This is a genomic window from Phenylobacterium sp. Root700, from assembly GCF_001429025.1.
In the GTDB taxonomy this organism is placed as follows: Bacteria; Pseudomonadota; Alphaproteobacteria; order Caulobacterales; family Caulobacteraceae; genus Phenylobacterium.
In genome coordinates this window covers 222,291-240,145 of the sequence record NZ_LMHT01000011.1, presented here as the reverse complement: position 1 = coordinate 240,145, position 17,855 = coordinate 222,291, and the positions used below count along the sequence as shown (strand labels likewise).

The 17,855-nt window shown below is 67.2% G+C and carries 20 protein-coding genes and 1 other RNA gene; 4 read left to right on the top strand and 17 right to left on the bottom strand.

The annotated features are described in order from the left end of the window. Positions 1–108: 108 nt before the first annotated feature. Positions 109–492, bottom strand: an RNA gene (gene rnpB / locus ASE02_RS07575) — RNase P RNA component class A. A 34-nt stretch (positions 493–526) separates the two neighbouring features. Continuing rightward, positions 527–1,852 carry a cytochrome P450 gene (locus tag ASE02_RS06680; protein WP_162257142.1) on the bottom strand — a complete coding sequence of 442 codons (1,326 nt, stop codon included), beginning with the start codon at positions 1,850–1,852 and terminating at the stop codon, positions 527–529. A 90-nt stretch (positions 1,853–1,942) separates the two neighbouring features. On the opposite strand from ASE02_RS06680, the gene ASE02_RS06675 reads away from it, so the two are divergent. Next, positions 1,943–2,551: a TetR/AcrR family transcriptional regulator gene (locus tag ASE02_RS06675; protein ID WP_056732407.1), complete on the top strand. Its 609-nt coding sequence runs from the start codon at positions 1,943–1,945 to the stop codon at positions 2,549–2,551. Between the two features lie 45 nt (positions 2,552–2,596). Here ASE02_RS06675 and ASE02_RS06670 read toward each other — a convergent pair whose 3' ends face one another. The 4 genes from ASE02_RS06670 to ASE02_RS06655 all read right to left on the bottom strand — a co-directional run bounded on the left by ASE02_RS06670 (position 2,597) and on the right by ASE02_RS06655 (position 5,602). Further along, positions 2,597–3,364, bottom strand: a complete 768-nt coding sequence (locus ASE02_RS06670; RefSeq protein WP_056732780.1) for an SDR family oxidoreductase — start codon at positions 3,362–3,364, stop codon at positions 2,597–2,599. An 87-nt stretch (positions 3,365–3,451) separates the two neighbouring features. Beyond that, the gene (locus tag ASE02_RS06665; RefSeq protein ID WP_235536631.1) at positions 3,452–3,979 is read right to left on the bottom strand and encodes a GNAT family N-acetyltransferase; all 528 of its coding nucleotides are present in this window, start codon (positions 3,977–3,979) and stop codon (positions 3,452–3,454) included. 1 nt (position 3,980) lies between these two features. Continuing rightward, the gene (locus ASE02_RS06660) at positions 3,981–4,700 is read right to left on the bottom strand and encodes an N-acetylmuramoyl-L-alanine amidase (RefSeq protein WP_056732405.1); all 720 of its coding nucleotides are present in this window, start codon (positions 4,698–4,700) and stop codon (positions 3,981–3,983) included. Then, complete coding sequence (locus ASE02_RS06655) at positions 4,697–5,602, bottom strand: DMT family transporter (RefSeq protein ID WP_056732403.1); 906 nt, start codon at positions 5,600–5,602, stop codon at positions 4,697–4,699. Before ASE02_RS06655 ends, ASE02_RS06660 begins: the two co-directional genes overlap by 4 nt. Before the next feature lie 101 nt (positions 5,603–5,703). On the opposite strand from ASE02_RS06655, the gene ASE02_RS06650 reads away from it, so the two are divergent. After that, a complete protein-coding gene (locus ASE02_RS06650) occupies positions 5,704–6,282 on the top strand; it encodes a gamma carbonic anhydrase family protein (RefSeq protein WP_056732401.1) in 579 nt (192 codons plus the stop codon). A gap of 179 nt (positions 6,283–6,461) precedes the next feature. On the opposite strand, the gene ASE02_RS22260 is transcribed toward ASE02_RS06650, so the two are convergent. The 9 genes from ASE02_RS22260 to ASE02_RS23305 all read right to left on the bottom strand — a co-directional run bounded on the left by ASE02_RS22260 (position 6,462) and on the right by ASE02_RS23305 (position 14,473). Then, positions 6,462–6,740 (bottom strand): hypothetical protein, encoded by a 279-nt coding sequence (locus ASE02_RS22260; protein ID WP_156405938.1) that lies wholly within the window; start codon positions 6,738–6,740, stop codon positions 6,462–6,464. A gap of 25 nt (positions 6,741–6,765) precedes the next feature. After that, on the bottom strand, positions 6,766–7,236 hold the full coding sequence (locus ASE02_RS06645) for an RpiB/LacA/LacB family sugar-phosphate isomerase (protein ID WP_056732398.1): 471 nt from the start codon (positions 7,234–7,236) through the stop codon (positions 6,766–6,768). A gap of 760 nt (positions 7,237–7,996) precedes the next feature. Continuing rightward, positions 7,997–8,920, bottom strand: coding sequence for a DMT family transporter (locus ASE02_RS06635; protein ID WP_369818526.1), 924 nt, complete (start codon positions 8,918–8,920; stop codon positions 7,997–7,999). Between the two features lie 99 nt (positions 8,921–9,019). Next, positions 9,020–9,700: an AraC family transcriptional regulator gene (locus tag ASE02_RS06630; protein WP_056732393.1), complete on the bottom strand. Its 681-nt coding sequence runs from the start codon at positions 9,698–9,700 to the stop codon at positions 9,020–9,022. 84 nt (positions 9,701–9,784) lie between these two features. Next, positions 9,785–10,213, bottom strand: a complete 429-nt coding sequence (locus ASE02_RS06625; protein ID WP_056732391.1) for a VOC family protein — start codon at positions 10,211–10,213, stop codon at positions 9,785–9,787. Between the two features lie 84 nt (positions 10,214–10,297). Next, positions 10,298–11,332: an aldo/keto reductase gene (locus tag ASE02_RS06620; protein ID WP_056732389.1), complete on the bottom strand. Its 1,035-nt coding sequence runs from the start codon at positions 11,330–11,332 to the stop codon at positions 10,298–10,300. Positions 11,333–11,545: 213 nt separating this feature from the next. Further along, entirely contained in the window at positions 11,546–12,691 is a 1,146-nt protein-coding gene (locus ASE02_RS06615) for an acyl-CoA dehydrogenase family protein (protein WP_056732387.1), read from the bottom strand. Between the two features lie 83 nt (positions 12,692–12,774). Beyond that, a complete protein-coding gene (locus ASE02_RS06610; protein ID WP_056732385.1) occupies positions 12,775–13,977 on the bottom strand; it encodes an acyl-CoA dehydrogenase family protein in 1,203 nt (400 codons plus the stop codon). Between the two features lie 115 nt (positions 13,978–14,092). Further along, the gene (locus ASE02_RS23305; RefSeq protein WP_369818528.1) at positions 14,093–14,473 is read right to left on the bottom strand and encodes a TonB family protein; all 381 of its coding nucleotides are present in this window, start codon (positions 14,471–14,473) and stop codon (positions 14,093–14,095) included. Between the two features lie 129 nt (positions 14,474–14,602). Here ASE02_RS23305 and ASE02_RS06605 point away from each other — a divergent pair, with 129 nt between their 5' ends. Further along, the gene (locus tag ASE02_RS06605) at positions 14,603–15,334 is read left to right on the top strand and encodes an endonuclease/exonuclease/phosphatase family protein (protein WP_056732383.1); all 732 of its coding nucleotides are present in this window, start codon (positions 14,603–14,605) and stop codon (positions 15,332–15,334) included. Here ASE02_RS06605 and ASE02_RS06600 read toward each other — a convergent pair. After that, positions 15,321–16,778, bottom strand: a complete 1,458-nt coding sequence (locus ASE02_RS06600; protein ID WP_056732380.1) for a phospholipase D-like domain-containing protein — start codon at positions 16,776–16,778, stop codon at positions 15,321–15,323. The genes ASE02_RS06605 and ASE02_RS06600 overlap by 14 nt on opposite strands. A 160-nt stretch (positions 16,779–16,938) precedes the next feature. Next, positions 16,939–17,256: a hypothetical protein gene (locus ASE02_RS06595; RefSeq protein WP_056732375.1), complete on the bottom strand. Its 318-nt coding sequence runs from the start codon at positions 17,254–17,256 to the stop codon at positions 16,939–16,941. A 174-nt stretch (positions 17,257–17,430) separates the two neighbouring features. Between ASE02_RS06595 and ASE02_RS06590 the strand changes: the two genes are divergently transcribed. Continuing rightward, positions 17,431–17,853: a PaaI family thioesterase gene (locus ASE02_RS06590; protein ID WP_056732372.1), complete on the top strand. Its 423-nt coding sequence runs from the start codon at positions 17,431–17,433 to the stop codon at positions 17,851–17,853. Positions 17,854–17,855 lie beyond the last annotated feature (2 nt).

Here is a 17,855-nt window from a genome sequence, read left to right as displayed (position 1 = left end):
ATGGCCCCGCTCGAAGGCCGAACATTAACGATCCACAGAACATACAGCGAACTCGTTAAGTATAGCGACCCACCCGTCGCCGGGGTGTGGATAAGCTGTGGGGATCGATGGACCAGACGGCCTATAAGCCGGGTTCTGTCTCGTCTGCGAACAGACGCGGCGATCATTCCTCTGGACCGCCCATTGCTGGACGGTTCTCGCGACCTACCCGGACGTCTCGGGCCTACGACAGCCCTACCCGCACAAGGCGGGCGCAACGTCCCTATTCGGTCTTGCTCCTGGCGGGGCTTGCCGTGCCGTCCCTGTCACCAGGTCCGCGGTGGGCTCTTACCCCACCCTTTCACCCTTACCTCGGCCGCAGCCGAGGCGGTCTGCTCTCTGTGGCGCTATCCCTGGGGTCGCCCCCGGCGGGCGTTACCCGCCGCCATGTCGTCGTGGAGCCCGGACTTTCCTCGACCGCCCGAAGGCAGCCGCGATCGCCCAGCCGTCTGGTCCGCGCGTTCAGTGAGGCCCAAGCCGCCCCAGGTCAAGCGGCGCGAGCAACCAGCTCCATCCCAATTCGTCCCAATGGGCGCAGCGTCATGCGCGGCTTCATCGCCACGACCTGTCCCGGCGCCAGTTTCAGGCGATATCGCCGCGCCACCTCGGTCAGCACGATCGCCACCTCGGTGAGCGCCAGCGAGGCCCCGATGCAGCCCCGCGGCCCCGCCCCGAACGGCAGATAGGAAAAGCGCGCCGGCCGCTCGCCTGCGAACCGGCCGGGATCAAACCGCTCGGGATCTTTCCACAGGCTGCGGTGGCGATGGATCACCCACGGCGCGACGCAGACATAAGCGCCCTTCGGTATCTGCACGCCGCAGATCACGTCGTCCGCCGCCGCCCGCCGCAGCGGGATGCGCGGAACCGGCGGAAAGATCCGCATCGCCTCCTCCACCACCTGGCGCGCATAGGCCGGCGGCGCGCCGGGCGACGCATCGAGCTCGGCGTGTAGCCGCGCCTCCGCCTCGGGGTTCTGCGACAGCAGGTACCAGGTCCAGGCCAGCACCACGGCCGTGGTCTCATGCCCAGCCACGAAGATCGTCACCAACTGGTCGCGCACCTGCCGGTCACTCAGGCCAAGCCCGGTCTCGGGATCGCGCGCGGCGATCAGGCGGTCGAGCAGATCACCTCCGGCCGGCGCCGCGCGACGCGAACCGATCAACTCGGCGATCCAGCTGTCGAAGACCGCGAACCCAGCCGCGATGCGCCGCTCCCGCGCCCGCCAGCGCAGGCCCCGAACGCCCGGAACCACGTCGATAAGGCCAAAGTCCGCCAAGATCACATCCATGGCCCGCAGGGTCTGATCCATCCGTGGCCCCAGGTCGTCTCCCGCACCGGAGAACATCGCCCGTGCGATGATTTTCAGGCTGAGCTCGGCCATGGCCTGGGCGACGTCGATCGTCTCTCCCGGCCGCCAGCCGTCGACGAAAGCGCGCGCGGTCGCCGCCATCATCGGGGCGTGGGCCTCGACGCTGCGCGGATCGAAGGCAGGCGCCATCAACCGCCGATGCGCCTTCCAGGTCTCTCCCCCGCTGGTCAGGATGCCGTCGCCGAACGCCGCGGCGAAGATCCGGTTCTGAAACTCCGACTTCGGGTAGTTGGCGACCTCGTCCAGCAGCACTCGTTTCACGCCCTCCGGATCACTGACCAGGAAGCTGCGCCCGAGGATCGCGCTCGACTGGTCAAAGACCGGGACCTCGAAGGCCTGCGCTGGGATCACCGCCAAGGTGTTGCCTCTGGCCACCTTGATGGCGCGCCAGAGCGGCAGCGACCTGGCCGGCGGAACCGGGACCGGAGGAAGGGAAGCCTGCACGCTGAACCTCCTTATTTAACGTTGTTAAATTGAAAGCTAGCGAGCTCACTCGCACTTTACAACGTTAAATAAACCCGGCTCTTTCCACACATGCCCCGCAAGCTCGGCCCCCAACTCACCCGCGAAGACATCGTCCAGGCCGCCGCGCGCCTGCTGGACCGCAACGGCTATGATCGCCTGACCATGCGCAGCGTCGCCGCCGAACTCGGCGTCCAGGCTCCCGCCCTCTACTGGCACGTGAAGAACAAGGAGGACCTCGGCCTCCTGCTGTTCGACCACCTGATCGACAACCTCGACTATGGCGCCCCGAGCGGCGACTGGCGCGGCGACCTCCGCCGTATGGCCCACGCCTTGCGCCGCCGCCTGGTCGAGACCCGCGACATCACGCGGCTGTTCCCGGAGGACTACAGCTCAGGACCACGGGCGATCCGCCCCCTGGAGCTGGGCCTCGGCGTCATGCGCCGGGCGGGAGTGCCGGCTGACGAGGCCCTGCACGCCTATGGCGTGGCGCTATCTTTCATCGTCGGCTGGGCGCGCTTTGAGGTCACCCGCCGCGCCAACCCGGCCGGCGCCGCCGCCCCGCCCGCCGATCTCTTCCCCAACATCGCCTGGGCGCTCGCCGGCCAGCAAAAGCCGGAGAACGGCTTCGACTACGGCCTCGACCTGCTGGTCGCCGGCCTGGAACGCCGGCTGCGCTGATGGAACCGCGCCTCCCGACCGCTCCGGCCGGGAGGCGCCAGGCCCTTAGAATTCGGCCGAACCGCCGTCGCAGGGGACGACCGTGCCGGTGGTGTAGGCGCTGGCGCGGCTGGCCAGGAAGATCGCCACCCCGGCGATGTCCTCCGGCGTGCCGATCCGGCCGCGCGGATTGGCCTTGGCGATGGCGTCGCCGGCCTGCGCCAGGGTCGCGGCCATCATGTGGCTCTGGAAGGGGCCGGGCGCGATGGCGTTGACCAGGATGTGCTCGGGCGCCAGCCGCTTGGCCAGGTGGCGGGTCAGCATGATGCAGCCGGCCTTCGAGGTCGAATAGGCGTAGGTCTCCAGGGACGGCGGCTCGATGCCGTTGACCGAGGCGATGTTGATCACCCGCGAGGGCTCTTCATGCGTGGCGGCGGCGCGCAGTTGCGGCAACAGCTTCTGGGTCAGGAAGAAGATCGACTTCACGTTCAGGTCGACGGTCTTGTCCCAGCCGTCTTCCGGATACTCGTCGATCGGCGCGCCCCAGGTGGCGCCGGCGTTGTTGACCAGGATGTCCAGCTTGCTCTCGCGCTCGGCCAGCGCGCCCGCCAGACCGACGATCCCGGCCATGTTCGACAGGTCGAACGGCAGCGAGATGCAGGTCCCGTACTGCGACAGCTCCTCGGCGACCCGGTCGCAGACATCGGCCTTGCGCGAGGAGACATAGACCTTGGCGCCGTTCTCGACATAGCCGCGGGCGATCATCTCGCCGATGCCGCGGCTGCCGCCGGTGACCAGGGCGACCTTGCCTTCAACGCTGAACAAATTGCGCATCAAAACGATCCTTAGTTTTCGAAAAGTGGGTATGAATTAGAACGCAAAACCTCTGACCGGCAGTGCTGACGGCGGAGGCAAGCGACGTCAAGCCGCGCCGCCGGCGGCGGGGATCAGCAGGCCCATGGCGATGTCGGCCTCCAGCCGGCCGTCGGGCGTCCGCACCCGCCCCTCGAACCGCCCGTCGACCACGAAGCCCAGCGCCTGATAGAGCCGGATGGCGCCGCCATTGCCCTCGCGCGCCATCAGCTCGATGCGGGTCACCTGCGGGCTCAGCTGCGCGGCGGCGGCGAACAGCGCCTGGAACAGAGCCCGCCCCACGCCCTGGCCCTGCCAGGCCGGATCGACCGCGACCGTCAGGTCAGACAGCACATGGGCGAACTGGTCGGGCCCGATGCGCGAAGCGTGGATCTCGCCGCACAGCGCCTCGCCGCGCCAGGCGCCCAGGCTCACGCCGCCAGCCAAGGCCTTGGCCAGGAAGCCCTCGACATAGGCCAGGTCCATCTCATCAGGCCTGCGGGCCAGCCCCCCGGAACCCGCCGCCGCCGCGCGATAGAGCGCCAGCACCGCCGGAGCCTGCGAGGCCTCGGTCGGCCGGATCTCGAACGCGCTCACCTCAGGCCGCCGCGCGCAGCAACGCGATCAGCCGCGCCCGGGTCATGCCGTCGGCCACGCCATCGACCTTCTCCTGGCGCCAGTGGCGCTGGAAGGCGCGGACCACCGCCGTGGTGCGGGCGTCGTACTTACCCGACGGCGCGCAGTCATAGCCCAGTCGCGTGAAGCCGGCCTGCAGCGCGAATACGCCAGCCCCCTCCTCGCCCTCGGATAGCGGGAGGCCCGGCGCGGCGTCCGGCTCGGCCCACAGGCCGTGGCCGGCCTGCGCCAACTGCTTCCAGGGGAACAGTTCGCCGGGATCGTCCTTGCGGTCGGGCGCGACGTCGGAATGGCCGACGATCCGGCTGTCCTCGATGCTCCAGCGCGTGCGGATGTCAGCGATCAGCTCGATCACCGCGGCGATCTGCGCGGCCGGAAAAGCGCGATAGCCGAACTCATGGCCCGGATTGACGATCTCGATCCCGATCGAGCGGCCGTTGATATCGGTCTGTCCCTTCCAGGACGACAGCCCCGCATGCCAGGCGCGGCGCTCCTCGGCCACCAGCGCGAACACCCGCCCGTCCTCCTCGACCAGATAGTGCGACGAGACCTTGGCCGCCTCGTCGCACAGCCGGGCCAGCGCCTCGGGCCCGGTCCGCATGCCGGTATAGTGCAGCACCAGCATGTCCGGCGGCGTGGTGCGTTCGTTGAAGTTCGGCGAGGCCGCCTCGATGACGTTCACTTGGGGCTCCGAGTGGTCGCGCCGCGCAGGGCGTAGATGAGCAGCATGATCTGGTTGGGCCGCATGGCGATGATCAGCACCCCGGCCAGCGCCACGGCGGCCCCGAAAGCCATCCGCGCGTCGAACGGATCATGCGTGATCGCCACGCCAAGGCCGATGGTGGCCAGCGGCGTCATCAGGGTCAACGGCGAGATCAGGTTCGCCTCATACCGCTGGATCAGCCAGTAATAGGCCGTGTGGCCGAAGACCGAGACGATCAGGGCCGAGAACGTCACCGCCAGCCAGAACTTCCACCCGATGGCGATGCCGGCCTGCAGCGCGCCCGGCTCGAACGCCGCCGACAGCGCCGTCAGCACCACCGCCGAGGCCAGCCCGACCCAGGCCTGGAACTGCAGCGGCTTCACCCCGTCCATCTGCTTCATCAGCACCGCCCCCAGCGAGCCCGTGCCCACCGACGCCAGCACAAGCAGCAGGCCGGCCGAGATGCTCACCCCGTGCGGGTCCCACATCACCGCCAAGGCGCCCGTCAGCGTCAGGCCGATGCCCAGCAGTCGCCGGCGGCTCAGCCGCTCGCCCAGGATCAGGAAGGACAGGAAAGTGGTGGTCGGCACCATCAGCTGGCTGACGATGGCCGCCGACGACGGGCTGACCGTTCGCAGCGCCATGAACATGAAGGCGAACGAGCCCGCGCCCATGCACACCGCGATCAACAGCAGGCGCCAGAGCGGTCGCGGCGGGTTCCTCAGCCAGGGGAATACGGCCAGCGCCACGATGCCGAACCGCACGGCGGCGTAGAACAGCGGCGGCGCATGCAGATAGGCCACCACGTACTTGGATACGATGTTGTTCGTCGCCCAGAGCAGGCAGACCAGGACCAGGAGGGCGAAGTCGCGAAACGCCATGGCTCGGGTTAGGCGCGGTCGCGCCGACTTTGGCAAGCCCGAGGCTTGTCTGACGCGCGGGAAATCTAGAAGTGTGCCGCCAATTCACCGGAGACCGCCCCATGACCGCCACGCCCTTCCTCGGCCCCGACGTCCGCGACCTTGGCTCGGCCTGGATCGATCCGTCCGCGCGCATCTTTGGCGAGGTCGAGATCGCCGCCGAGGCCTCGATCTGGTGCAATGTCGTGGTCCGCGCCGAGAGCCAGCGCGTGGTCATCGGCCCGCGCACCAACATCCAGGACTTCGTGATGGTCCATGTCGGATCGGGCACGCCGACCATTGTCGGGGCCAATTGCTCGATCACCCACCATGTCACGCTGCACGGCTGCGATATCGGCGACAACTGCCTGATCGGCATCGGCGCCACCATCATGGACGGCTGCGTGGTCGGCGCCGGCTCCATCGTCGCCGGGGGCGCGTTCCTGAAGGAAGGAACCGTCATCCCGCCGAACTCCATCGTCATGGGCTCGCCCGGCGCGGTCACCAAGACCCGCGACAACTCGGTCGCCAACGCGATGAACGCCTTCCTCTATTGGCGCAACGCCCAGGCCTACACTCAGGGCGACTACCGGCTGTGGTCAAAGGACAGCTTCCGCGCCGAGATGGCCGCCGAACACGCCCGGCTCACGGCCGCCGCCTAGAGCCACATTCAACACCGCTCCTCCCGGCGAAAGCCGGGATCCAGATCTCATAAGTCAGTGGCTGTCTGGATCAGTTCTGAGCCGGTAGAGCCCACGTCTGCGCCACCCCATCTGGATCCCGGCTTTCGCCGGGAGGAGCGGGTTGGTGACAAGGCGGCGCCGCCGATCTCCGCGATGGGTTAGCGCGTCTGGCCGCGAAACCACGCAGTTGATGTGATGAAGCGTTCAGCGTGCGCGGGAGATTTGAACGGGCCGACCATGCTGCCTGAACGACGGTCCGTGAACGTGGTCCCTTCGACCCATTCGCTTTCGACGAGATAGGTTTTGCGGTTGGAGAACTCGCGGATCTCGACCGCGCGTTCGCCATCCTCGCTGTAGAGCGTGCAGGCTGTCCGGTAGCTGCTTCCATCCAGCGCTAATTTCGCTGCTCGTCGGAACAGCCGATCCAACCATTCCATGCCCTACCCCCAGGCCGACGTAGCTCTACAACCCAGAAATATCGAGTTTAGCTAGCCGTTCTCGACGCGCGGCATACCGCTCCCCTACGGCGGCGGTGTTCAAGAACGCCTTGAGGATGTGCTCAGCCGTGACGTCGTCGGTGGCGTCTGCGCCCAATACCAGCATGTTGGCGTCACCGTGTTCGCGGGCGCCGACGGTCTCTTCTGCGGCATGAAGAAGTGTCGCCCGTATGAAGGGAAAGCGGTTGGCCGTTATCGCCATCATCTGCCCGCTACCGCATATCCCGATGGCGAAGTCAGACCGGCCGGCCTTGATTTCCGCGGCCAGCTGAAGCGCGTAGTCCATCGCATCGACCCGCTCGGCGTCGCTGTCCGTCCCGCAATCCTTCACCGTGTAACCATTGGCGAGCAGCCAGGCTTTTAGTCGCGCCTTCAAAGCGACTCCGCGATGGTCCGCCGCGATTGAGATGGGCCTATCGGTCAGCTTCTGGGTCATGCCGCAATCTAGCGCGCCTCTGGAGTCAGGTGCAATTCGCCGCCCTGACCTGCGTCCGCCACCAGCGCATCGCCGACGTCGGCTCCCTGGTGATCGAGGCGGGTGGTTATCGAAGGCCGCTCCTAGACTGTCACGAGACAGACGCTGTTCGTTGCAATTGAATCCAGTTCATCGCTCGGTATCCACCGCACAGGTCCAACATCACGACGATCTCCCAGGGACGGTCGACCTCCGGTGTGGTGATCCCGACCTGCCATTCGGGAGCGGATCCATCACCCGGGGACAGTTGGTCCACGCGACAGCAATCAGGACTATGCAGGACCTCGGCGAACTTGTCGGCGGAGTATCCTATCTCCCTGAGCATCAGGGGCTCGCGGAGGGAAAACGTCGAGGCTCGCTGGATTGCGGTGGCTGCATCGATGTGGCTAGCGCCAGGGCCACAGGCGCGAGGCGCGGTGCGCGCGCATCCTACCGTACTTAGGCCGCAGGCAACCGCTAGGCTTGCGAATGCGAGCTTCACAAAGCAGGACCGCTGGGGCCTAGCGACCACGAGAGAGTCCAGAGAGACCAATCCCTTGCGCATCACCTCCCCCTATCGGCCAGTCGCATAGAAGAGCGTCCGGGATCACCATGCGGCGTGAGGGTTGAGGGGGCCCTAAGAGTCGATAGCCGCCTTAAGCCGGTTGCCCCGAAGCGGGCGAACAGGCCTCGATGCACTTCGCCTGAAACCAAAAACCTGAGAGGCGGATAGTCTACGCCCCTACAAGGCCGGCGACACCCTCAGTGCACGATGAAGCGAGGCGCACCACAGCACCCCGGCCACCAGGCAGGCGATCGCCAGGACCTCCAGGCCGGTGGGCCAGCGCTGCGACCAGAGGAAGCCATAGAGCAAGGCGAACAGCGTCTCGAACACAATCAGCTGGCCGCTGAGCGTCAGGGGCAGCAGGCGGCTGGCCTGGTTCCACAGGCCGTTGCCGACCACGGAGGCCAGGATCGCCACCCCGGTCGCGACACCCCAGAACCTGGCCCACTCCGCCGGCCCGTGCCCGGCCCCGCCCCAGAACGCCGGGATCGCCAGCAGCAGCGCCAACGCGCCGGTCACCACGCCAGTCAGCAACGACCAGTCGTAGGCGGAGATATCCGGCCGCCGGGCCAGCCAGCGAGCGTTGTCCACCGAATAGGCCGACCACGCGGCCAGCGCCCCGACCGCGCAGACCAATCCCAACAGCCGGACGACCGGATCGCCGCTCCCGGTGTCGAGCCGGAACGCCTCGAACGCCACCAGCCCCACCCCGGCCAAGCACAGCGCCATCGACGGAACCAGGGCGCGAAAGCTCACCGCGCCCGCCTCGCGCGCGCCGACCACGCTCAACGCCACCGGCAGCAGTCCGACGATCAGCGAGGCCGAGGCGCCGCCCGCCCACTGCACGGCGCTCGCCAGCAGCACGTAGTAGAGGATGTTGCCGAGCAGGCTCAGCCGAACCAGGCCGATCCATTCAGCCCGCCCCAGCCGTGCGGCCAGCGGGCGCCAACGCGGGGCGAGCAGCAGCGCCGCCACCGCGCCATAGGCGAGATAGCGCGCGGCCGAGAGTTGGAACGGGCTGAAATCGCCCAGCATCTGGGGCGCCAGGAACACCAGGCCCCAGGCCGCGCCCGCCGCGACTCCGTTTGCGATTCCACGCACCACCTGCCCGTTCCTCTTCATCTCGCCTGACTGCGGAGATCAGGGTGGCGAGGTGCGAGGTGCGCGTCTTGGCCGAGGCTACCTAAGCTTGGACCCAGGCTATCGCCGGAAACGCTTGCGGTATGCGGCGGGGGTGAGGCCGGTGGCCCGGCGCATCGCCCGGGTCAGCGCGCCCTGGTCGGAATAGCCGGCCTGGAACGCCAATTCGGCGATCGAGGCGGTGGAGGTGGCCAGGCCGTCCTGCACGGCGCGCAGCCGCAGCTCCGTCAGCACCTGCCCCGGCGTCTGGCCCAGTTCGGCGAGGAACAGCGCGTGCAGCCGGCTGGCGCTCACCCCCGCCGCCTGGGCCATGGCGGCGACCGACCAATCGCGACCGGGATCAGCCTCGATCCGCCGCTTCAGCATCTCCAGCCGCGAGGGCGCCTGGGGCGTGTCCAGCAAGGCCTCGAGCAACAACGGCGTGCAGCGCCAGGCGGTCGCGGCCGACATCGGCTGGCGGCGGCCCGACAGGTCGACAAATTCGATCAGCCGCCGCGCCACCGGCGATATGGGCAGGAACACCTGGCGGCTCATGCGCTCGACCGCCGCCTCGCCGACGTCGGCCATCGCGCAGTCGACGACCAGCAGGCGATTGGCGCCGTCGCCCGATTGCACGTGATCGGCGCCCGGCGCAACGAAGGCGGCGCGCGCGGCGTCCAACCGGCCGCCGCGCCCGCCCACCTCGATCTCCAGCTGGCCGATCACCGGCAGCACCAGCTGCACATGGTCGTGCCGGTGCATCGCGCCGTCCGCGCCATAGCTGCGAAAGCTGAGAGGGTGAGCTGCGTTCACACCCCACCCAATATCCCTCTAGGCGATCAAACTCTAGGCGCTGGCCTCGGCGGCCTCACCCATCTCGGCCATCGCCGCCTGGTCCATGTACATCAGTTCCCAGACGTGGCCGTCGAGGTCCTGGAAGCTGCAGCCGTACATCGGCCCCATGTCGAGGATCGGTTTCCAAGGCTTGCCGCCCGCCGCCAGCGCCTTGGCCAGGGTGCCGTCCACCTGGGCGCGGCTGTCGGCCGACAGGCAGGTCAGAACCTCGGTGGCCTTGGTGGCGTCGCTGATCTCGCCGGTGATGAAATCCTTGAAGCGATCATGCTCCAGCAGCATGGCGAAGATGTTCTCTTCGATGACCATGCAGGCGGTGTTCTCGTTCGAGAACTGCGGATTGAAGTCGAAGCCCAGGGCGCCGAAGAAGCGCCGCGACGCCTCGACGTTCTTCACGGGCAGGTTGACGAAGATCATTCGCATGGGGGGTCTCCTCCGGGGGGTTTTACGAACCCTAGGACGAACCAGCCAGCCGTGTCCCGACACCCCCATGCAAATTTTTTGACGTCAGACCGGCGGCGGATTGACCGCCTTGAAGCCGCCCTCGCGCCAGTAGGGATAGTGAGGATAGCTCGGCGTCACCGCGCTGGCGGCGTCCAGGCGCGCGATCTGGTCAGGGCTCAGCGCCCAGCCGACCGCGCCCAGATTGTCGCGAAGCTGTGTCTCGTTACGCGCGCCGATGATGACGCTGGACACGGTTGGTCGGCGCAGCAGCCAGTTGATGGCGATCTGCGGCAGGGTCTTGCCGGTCTCGGCGGCGATGACGTCGAGCGCCTCCACCACCTGGTAGAGCCGCTCGTCATCGACTGGCGGGCCGAAGTCGGCGGTCTCGTGCAGGCGGCTGCTCTCGGGCAGCGGCTGGCCGCGGCGGATCTTGCCGGTCAACCGGCCCCAGCCCAGCGGGCTCCAGACCATCGCGCCGACGCCCTGGTCGAGGCCGAGCGGCATCAGGTCCCACTCGTAGTCGCGGCCGACCAGCGAATAATAGGCCTGGTTGGCGACATAGCGCGGCCAGCCGTGGCGGTCGGCGGCGGCCAGCGACTTCATCAATTGCCAGCCCGAGAAATTCGAGGCGCCGACATAGAGCACCTTGCCCGCGCTCACGAGGTCGTCGAGCGCCGACAACGTCTCCTCGACCGGGGTCGCGGCGTCGAAGGCGTGGAGTTGTAAGAGGTCGATCCTGTCGGTGCGCAGGCGCTTCAGCGCCGCCTCGACGCCGCGGACCAGCCGCAGCCGCGAGGTCCCGGCGTCCAGCGGGCCATCGCCCATCGGCAGGCCAAGCTTGGTCGAGATCAGCGCCTGGTCGCGCAGCCCCTGCAGCGCCTCGCCCAGCACGTCCTCCGAGGCGCCGTTCGAATAGACGTCGGCGGTGTCGAACAGGTTCACACCCGCCTCCAGGCAGATCTCGATCAGCCTGCGCGCCTGGGCGGCGTCGGTGTCGCCCCAGGCGCTGAACAGCGGTCCCTGCCCGCCAAAGGTGCCGGCGCCGAAGCTCAAGGCCGGGACCTTGAGACCCGACTTGCCGAGGGTTCTGTATTCCATGGTGGCTCTCCTTGCCGCTGAGGCATGGAGATAGCGGCGACCCGGCCTGGGAATTAGAGGCGCAGTCAGACAATCACTTGTGACTAAGCGGCACAGATCGCCCCTCACCCGCCGACCTCGGCGAAAGCCAGCTGAATGGCCCATAAAAAACGGCGCTCCAGCAAGCCGGAGCGCCGCCTAGGTCCCGGCTTTCGCCGGGATGCGTTCTAGTGCTTAGGCCACCTTGCCGAGGCTGAGGCCTTCGTAGCGGGCCAGGTGGTGATCGGTGGAGCCGAAGGCGCTCTCGATCATCGTGGAGCGCTTGAAGTAGTGGCCGATGGCCATTTCGTCGGTCATGCCCATGCCGCCGTGCAGCTGGATGGCGTTCTGGCCGATGAACTTGGCCGCCTTGCCGATCTGGACCTTGGCCGCCGAGGCGCCCTTGGCCCGTTCGGCGTCGCTGTCGTTCAGCTTGATGTCGGCCATATAGGTCATCGAGATCGACTGCTCGAGCTGGATGAACATGTCCACCATCCGGTGCTGCAGCACCTGGAACTGGCTGATGGGCTGACCGAACTGCTTGCGCTGCTTGGTGTATTCCAGCGTGCCTTCATGCAGGCGGCGGAACACGCCGCAGGCTTCGGCGCAGGTGGCGACGATGGCTTCGTCGATCACCTTCTCGACCAGCGGCAGGGCCGCGCCCTCCGCGCCGATCAGGGCGTCGGCGCCCAGGGCGACGTTCTCGAAGGTCACTTCCGAAGCGCGGAAGCCGTCGACCGTCGGATAGTCGCGGGTGGTCACGCCCTTGGCGCTCTTCGGCACGATGAACACCGAGACGCCCCCGGCGTCGCGCTGAGCGCCGCCGGTGCGGGCGGTGACGATCAGGTGCGTGGCGTAGGGCGCGCCGATGACGACCGCCTTCTGGCCGTTCAGCACATAGCCCGCGCCGTCCTTCTTGGCCGTGGTCTTCAGGTCCTGCCAGGTGTAGCGGGCCTGCGGTTCGGCGTAGGCGAAGGCGATGATCGTCTCGCCGCCGATGATGCTGGCGATCATGTCGGCCGCGCCGGCGTAGCCGGAGTGCTTCAGGAAGCCGCCGCCGATCACCACGGTGCCGAGATAGGGCTCGACCACCAGGGATTTGCCCAGCTCTTCCATGATGACCATGTTGTCGGTCGAGCCGCCGCCGAGGCCGCCAAGCTCTTCGGAGAACGGCGCGCCGAGGATGCCGAGCTCTTCGGCGAAGGCCTTCCAGACCGCCGGGCGCCAGCCCGGTTCGGCCTTCAGCGCGTCACGGCGCTGTTCGAAGCTGTAGTGGTCGGCCAGATAGCTCGCGACCGTATCGCGCAGCATCGACTGTTCTTCGGTGAAGCTGAAATCCATCTGGTTTCCCCGTGCAACACCCCACCCCGGCTCATCGTCCGGGGCGGGCTTAGGCTTGTTGTGAAACTTAAAACGATCGGCGCTTAGAGGCCCAGCACCATCTTGGCGATGATGTTGCGCTGGATCTCGTTCGACCCGCCGTAGATCGAGGTCTTGCGGCCGTTGAAGTAGTCGCCGGCCAGGCCGTCGGCGTAGCTGGGGCCGATGTTGGCGTTGTGGCCGAGGTCGCGCAGGTAGGGCGCGCCGTAGTGGCCGACGGCCTCCAGGGCGAGCTCGTGCAGGCGCTGCTGGATCTCGGTGCCCTTGATCTTGAGGATCGAGCTTTCCGTGCCCGGACCCTTGCCGCTACTTTCGCCGGCCAGGGTGCGCAGTTCGGTATATTCCAGCGCCGTCAAGTCGATCTCGAGTTCGGCGACCTTGCGCTTGAAAAACGGGTCGGCCAGCAGCGGGCCGCCGGCGTCCGAACGCTCGGTGGTGGCGATCTCGCGAACCCGCTCCAGGCCACGCTTCGAACGCGCGACGCCGGCGATGCCCGAACGCTCATGGGCCAGCAGCGCCTTGGCGCAGGTCCAGCCTTGGTTCTCGTGGAAGACGCGGTTCTCGACCGGCACCTTCACATTGTCGAGGAAGACGTCATTGACCTCATGGCCGCCTTCCAGGGTCGTGATGCGGCGCACCTCGATACCCGGCGACTTCATGTCGATCAGCAGGAAGGAGATCCCGGCCTGCGGCTTCGAATTCGGGTCGGTGCGGACCAGGAAGAAGCCCCAGTCGGCGTGCTGGCCGAGGGTCGTCCACGTCTTTTGGCCGTTGACGATGTAGTACTCTTTGCCGTCGTCGCCGGTGACGCGCTCGGCCTTGCACTTCAGCGAGGCGAGGTCGGAACCCGCGCCCGGCTCGGAATAGCCCTGGCACCACCACACCTGGCCGTCACGGATGCCCGGCAGGAACTTCTCTTTCTGCTCCTGGGTGCCGAAGGTGTAGATCACCGGCGCCAGCATCGCGACGCCGAACGGCAAGATGCCGATGGTGTCGGCGCGGGCTTGTTCCTCGGACCAGATGTACTTCTGGGTGGGGGTCCACTCGGTGCCGCCGAATTCCTTCGGCCACGAAGGGGTCGACCAGCCCTTTTTCGCCAGGGTGCGGTGCCAGGACAGATAGTCCTCACGACCGAGATCCTCGCCGCGATTCTGCTTTTCACGCAGCTCCTGCGGATAGTTCTGGGCGATGAAGTTGCGGGCTTCCTCGCGGAAAGCGTTGTCTTCAGGCGAAAAATCGAGGTCCATGGCGGGCTCCCTGGCGTGAGCATTTACAGCGTATTTCGTTGGCGCGGACCATAGACGCCCCGCGTGACGATGTGAAGATGACGCTTACGTAAACGGCAGCATAAGTTATCGCGGTTCAGTTGACGCCACGCGTGACGCTGCTCCAAGGCCCCATGAACCGCAAAGGGATCTTGATTGTGCCCCCTTTGACGGGCGTTCCGTCGGGAAGCGCCGGGTGCAATCGAAATTTCGGAGCAAGCTTGAGCGCCGCCTCCCGGAAGCCGTAGCCAGGCGGCTCCTCAGTCAGAATGACGCAGGCGTTCATGCGACCATCGGCGACAACACGGCACTCCATCGTGACTCGGGCATCTACGCGCTCTCGGCGTGCCTTTGGCGGATAGACCCTTGCAACATCTTCACCGGTCGCGCGGCTGCGCCAAGGCGGCGCTGTAATCTGAAACGTCTCAGGCGCTGCGGACGGTTCAACAACGCCGGGCGCCTGAACGGCCGCGGCCATTAAACCTATCGCCAAGCTCAACATCGCGGCTCCCTCCATGCTGCCTGAACAGATATCTCGCGAACCTTCGCCGTGCGCCAGCGTTCGACCCGTTGCGCCGCGCGCCTGCGGCGTGCATCGCTGAGCCCCATGCCCCGCATCATCACCTACAACGTCCATCGCTGCGTCGGCACCGACCGCCGCCTGGACGTCGGGCGGGTGGCCGAGGTGATCGCCCGGCTGCAGCCCGACATCGTCGCCCTGCAGGAGCTGGATGTCGGCCGCGCCCGAACCGGCGGGGTGGACCAGGCCCACCAGATCGCCCGGCGCCTGAAGATGGCTTTCCACTTCCATCCGGCATTGCGGGTGGAAGAGGAGCTCTATGGCGACGCGATCCTCACCACCTATCCCGAGCGCCTGATCCAGACCGGCCCCCTGCCCGGCCACCCGGCCATCCCCCGGCTGGAGCCACGGGGCGCGGTGTGGCTGGCGGCGGAGATCGACGGCAAGCCGGTTCAGATCATCAACACCCACCTGGGCCTGGTGCCGAAGGAACAGCAGATCCAGGCCGCGTGGCTGGCCGGGCCTTCGTGGCTCGGCCACCCGATGCGCGAGGGCCCAAGCATCCTGCTGGGCGACTTCAACGCCACCGGCAGCTCGGTGGTCTACCGCACCCTGTGCGCCAAGCTGGCGGCGGCGCGGCGGCTCGCCCCCAACAAGTCGCCGACCTCGACATTCCCCTCGGCCCTGCCGGTGCTGCGCATCGACCACATCTTCGTCAGCCCGGAGATCAAGGTGCTGGACGTCTTCGCCCCCTTCGATCCCCTCACCCGCATCGCGTCCGATCACCTGCCGCTGGTGATGGACTTCAGCGTGGCATGAAGCGGCGGCGGCGCGGCTCGTTGTAGAGCAGGTCGCGGCGGCGTGTGGCCTTCCAGGAGTCGGTGACGTTGTAGGGGTCGCCAAGGTGGTAGGTCGCGATGATCTCGCCCAGCGGCGTCTGCTTCATCGGCAGGATCGGCGACAGCCGCCCCTCGCGGTTCAGGGCGTCGATGGCCGGGATCAGGCCGCCCCGCTCCTTGCGCGCCTTGGCCACCGCGTCGCCGGTGTGACCAAGGAAGTGACCGACCAGCCGGTCGCGCAGGGCCGCGATGCACAGCTCCTGCGTCTCGGTGCCGGCCTCCACGGCGATCTCGACCTCGGTGTCAAACCCGCCGGAGCGGTTGTTGATATTGGCCGAACCGATCCGGGCCAGGCTGTCGTCGATCACCGTGACCTTCGAGTGGACGATGATCTTGGTGCCGGCCGGCGTGGTCGGATACCAGGCCCGGAAGCGGCCGAAGACGTCGGCCGCCCGCAGCCGCCACAGCATGTTCGAACGCGCCCGGTCCATGGTCAGCTGGTCGAACCAGCTCGGGCTCTGGCCGGTGGAGATCAGCACCACCTCGGGCCCGTCCGGCTCGCTGAGCCGCTTGGCGATGGCCTCGGCCACCAGCGGCGAGGTGAAGTACTGGTTCTCCAGATAGACGGTCGAGCGCGCCTCCAGCACCGAGGCGATCATCAGCTTGCGGATTTCGGTGACGCCCGGCCGCCCGTCCCACTCCGGCTCGGTCCGTTGGATCGAGATGTCGATGTCCTGCAGGTGGGCCGGAATGTGCGCCGGCCAGGGATCTTCGGGCGGCACGGATTCTGGGACCGGCAGCACCTGCCCAGTCGCACGCCGCCAGCGCTCGCGCGCCAGGTCGCCCAGGGCCTGGGCCGCCTCGCCGTCGACCATCATCATCACCTCGTGGCGGGGCGCATGATGGTGTTGATCGGGCATGATCCGGCGCGGATCGTGCTCCAGATGCCCGGCTGTATCCCAGCGGTCGACGCTGATGTCGCCGCCGCCGCAGAAGGCCAGCGCGTCGTCGATCACCAGCACCTTCTGATGATGGCAGGCGCCGAACGGCACATGGTCGTCGAGGACGAACTGCACGCCGGTTCCCCGGAACCAGGCGCGAGCCTTGTGCGGAAAGAACTGTTGGCTGGCGGCGATCGGCAGGGCCGATTTCCAGATCAGCAGCCGGATCTCCAGGTCCGGCCGGGCGCGCGCCAGGGCCACCAGGATCCGCCCGACCTCATCGGGGTCGGCCGGGCCGTCGAAGCCATCGGGAAATAGCCTGGCCCGTGGATCGAAGCCCCAGCCCAGCAGGGTCACCGAGCGACGCGCCTTGCGCAGCGCCTCGAAAACCGCGGTGAAATAGGCTTCCGTATCGACCAGGAAGGCGGCGCGAGCGGCCCGGGCCTTCCGCCAGCAGGTGTCGCCAGGCCTCAAGAAGCTCATCTACAGACCCAAGCCCCGCTGCCACGCACCCCGAGTCAGAAAGCCTACGGCCAAGGCTGGTTCCGTGCGAGCGCCGGTCTTCGCAAGATCGAAACAAAAAAGCGCGCCCGGGGGGAGCCGGGCGCGCAATCAAGGTGACGGCGGTTAGGGCTGGGAGCCGTCAGCTCTTGTAGACTTGGCAGGGACCGGTCAGCTCGGCGGCCAGGCGCGCCTTGCGCTCGGCGCTGTCGCTCTTGGCTTCGCGACGAGCCTTGTCGTACTCGGCCTTGCCACGCTCGAGCACATAGGCCGAGCGGCTGCGCTGTTCGGTCTTGAGGAAGGACTGCATGGCTGCGGTGTCCACCTCGGCGACATTGGCCTCGGCCAGCGCGCGGCAACGATTGGCCCGGATGAAATCGACGTCGCTGACAGCGGCGGCGGCGGAACCAGCGGCGGCCAACATACCGGTGGCGGCGAATGCGATGGCGATCAGTTTCATGGTGTAACTCCCTCGAGATCCTGGAGGGGAAACTGCTCGCGAGACCGCGATGACTCAAATGAATTCCCGGCAACAATCAGTATTCGGGCATTAAAATACTGTCATGAAATAGCACCGTTACTCCAATAACATAAACATCTTGTAATGTTCGCCGCGCTCCGCAAAGCTTGACCAATGACCCCAGAGCTCAAACTCGACGCGGCCCGCGTCAACGCCCTTATCTTCAACGCCTTCCCGGGAAATACGCTGGAGCTGTTTCCACGGATCACGGAAGTTGAACCGGGGCGCGTCCACGCCCTCCTGCCCTATCGCGAGGGGATGCTGCGTCCCGGCAACCTGGTTTCGGGGCCGACCCTGATGGGGCATGCCGACACCACCGCCTACGCCCTGGTGCTCTGCCATGTCGGCGAGGAGCTGATGGCGGTCACCAGCTCGCTGGTCATGAACTTCCTGCGCGGCGCCAAGCCGGGCGATGTCCACGCCGAAGGCCGGCTGCTGCGCCTGGGTCGCCGCAACGCGGTCTGCGACATTCGGCTATGGACCGAGGGGCCAGATCGACTGGCGGCCCAGGCCACCGTGACCTACGCTATCCCCTGATC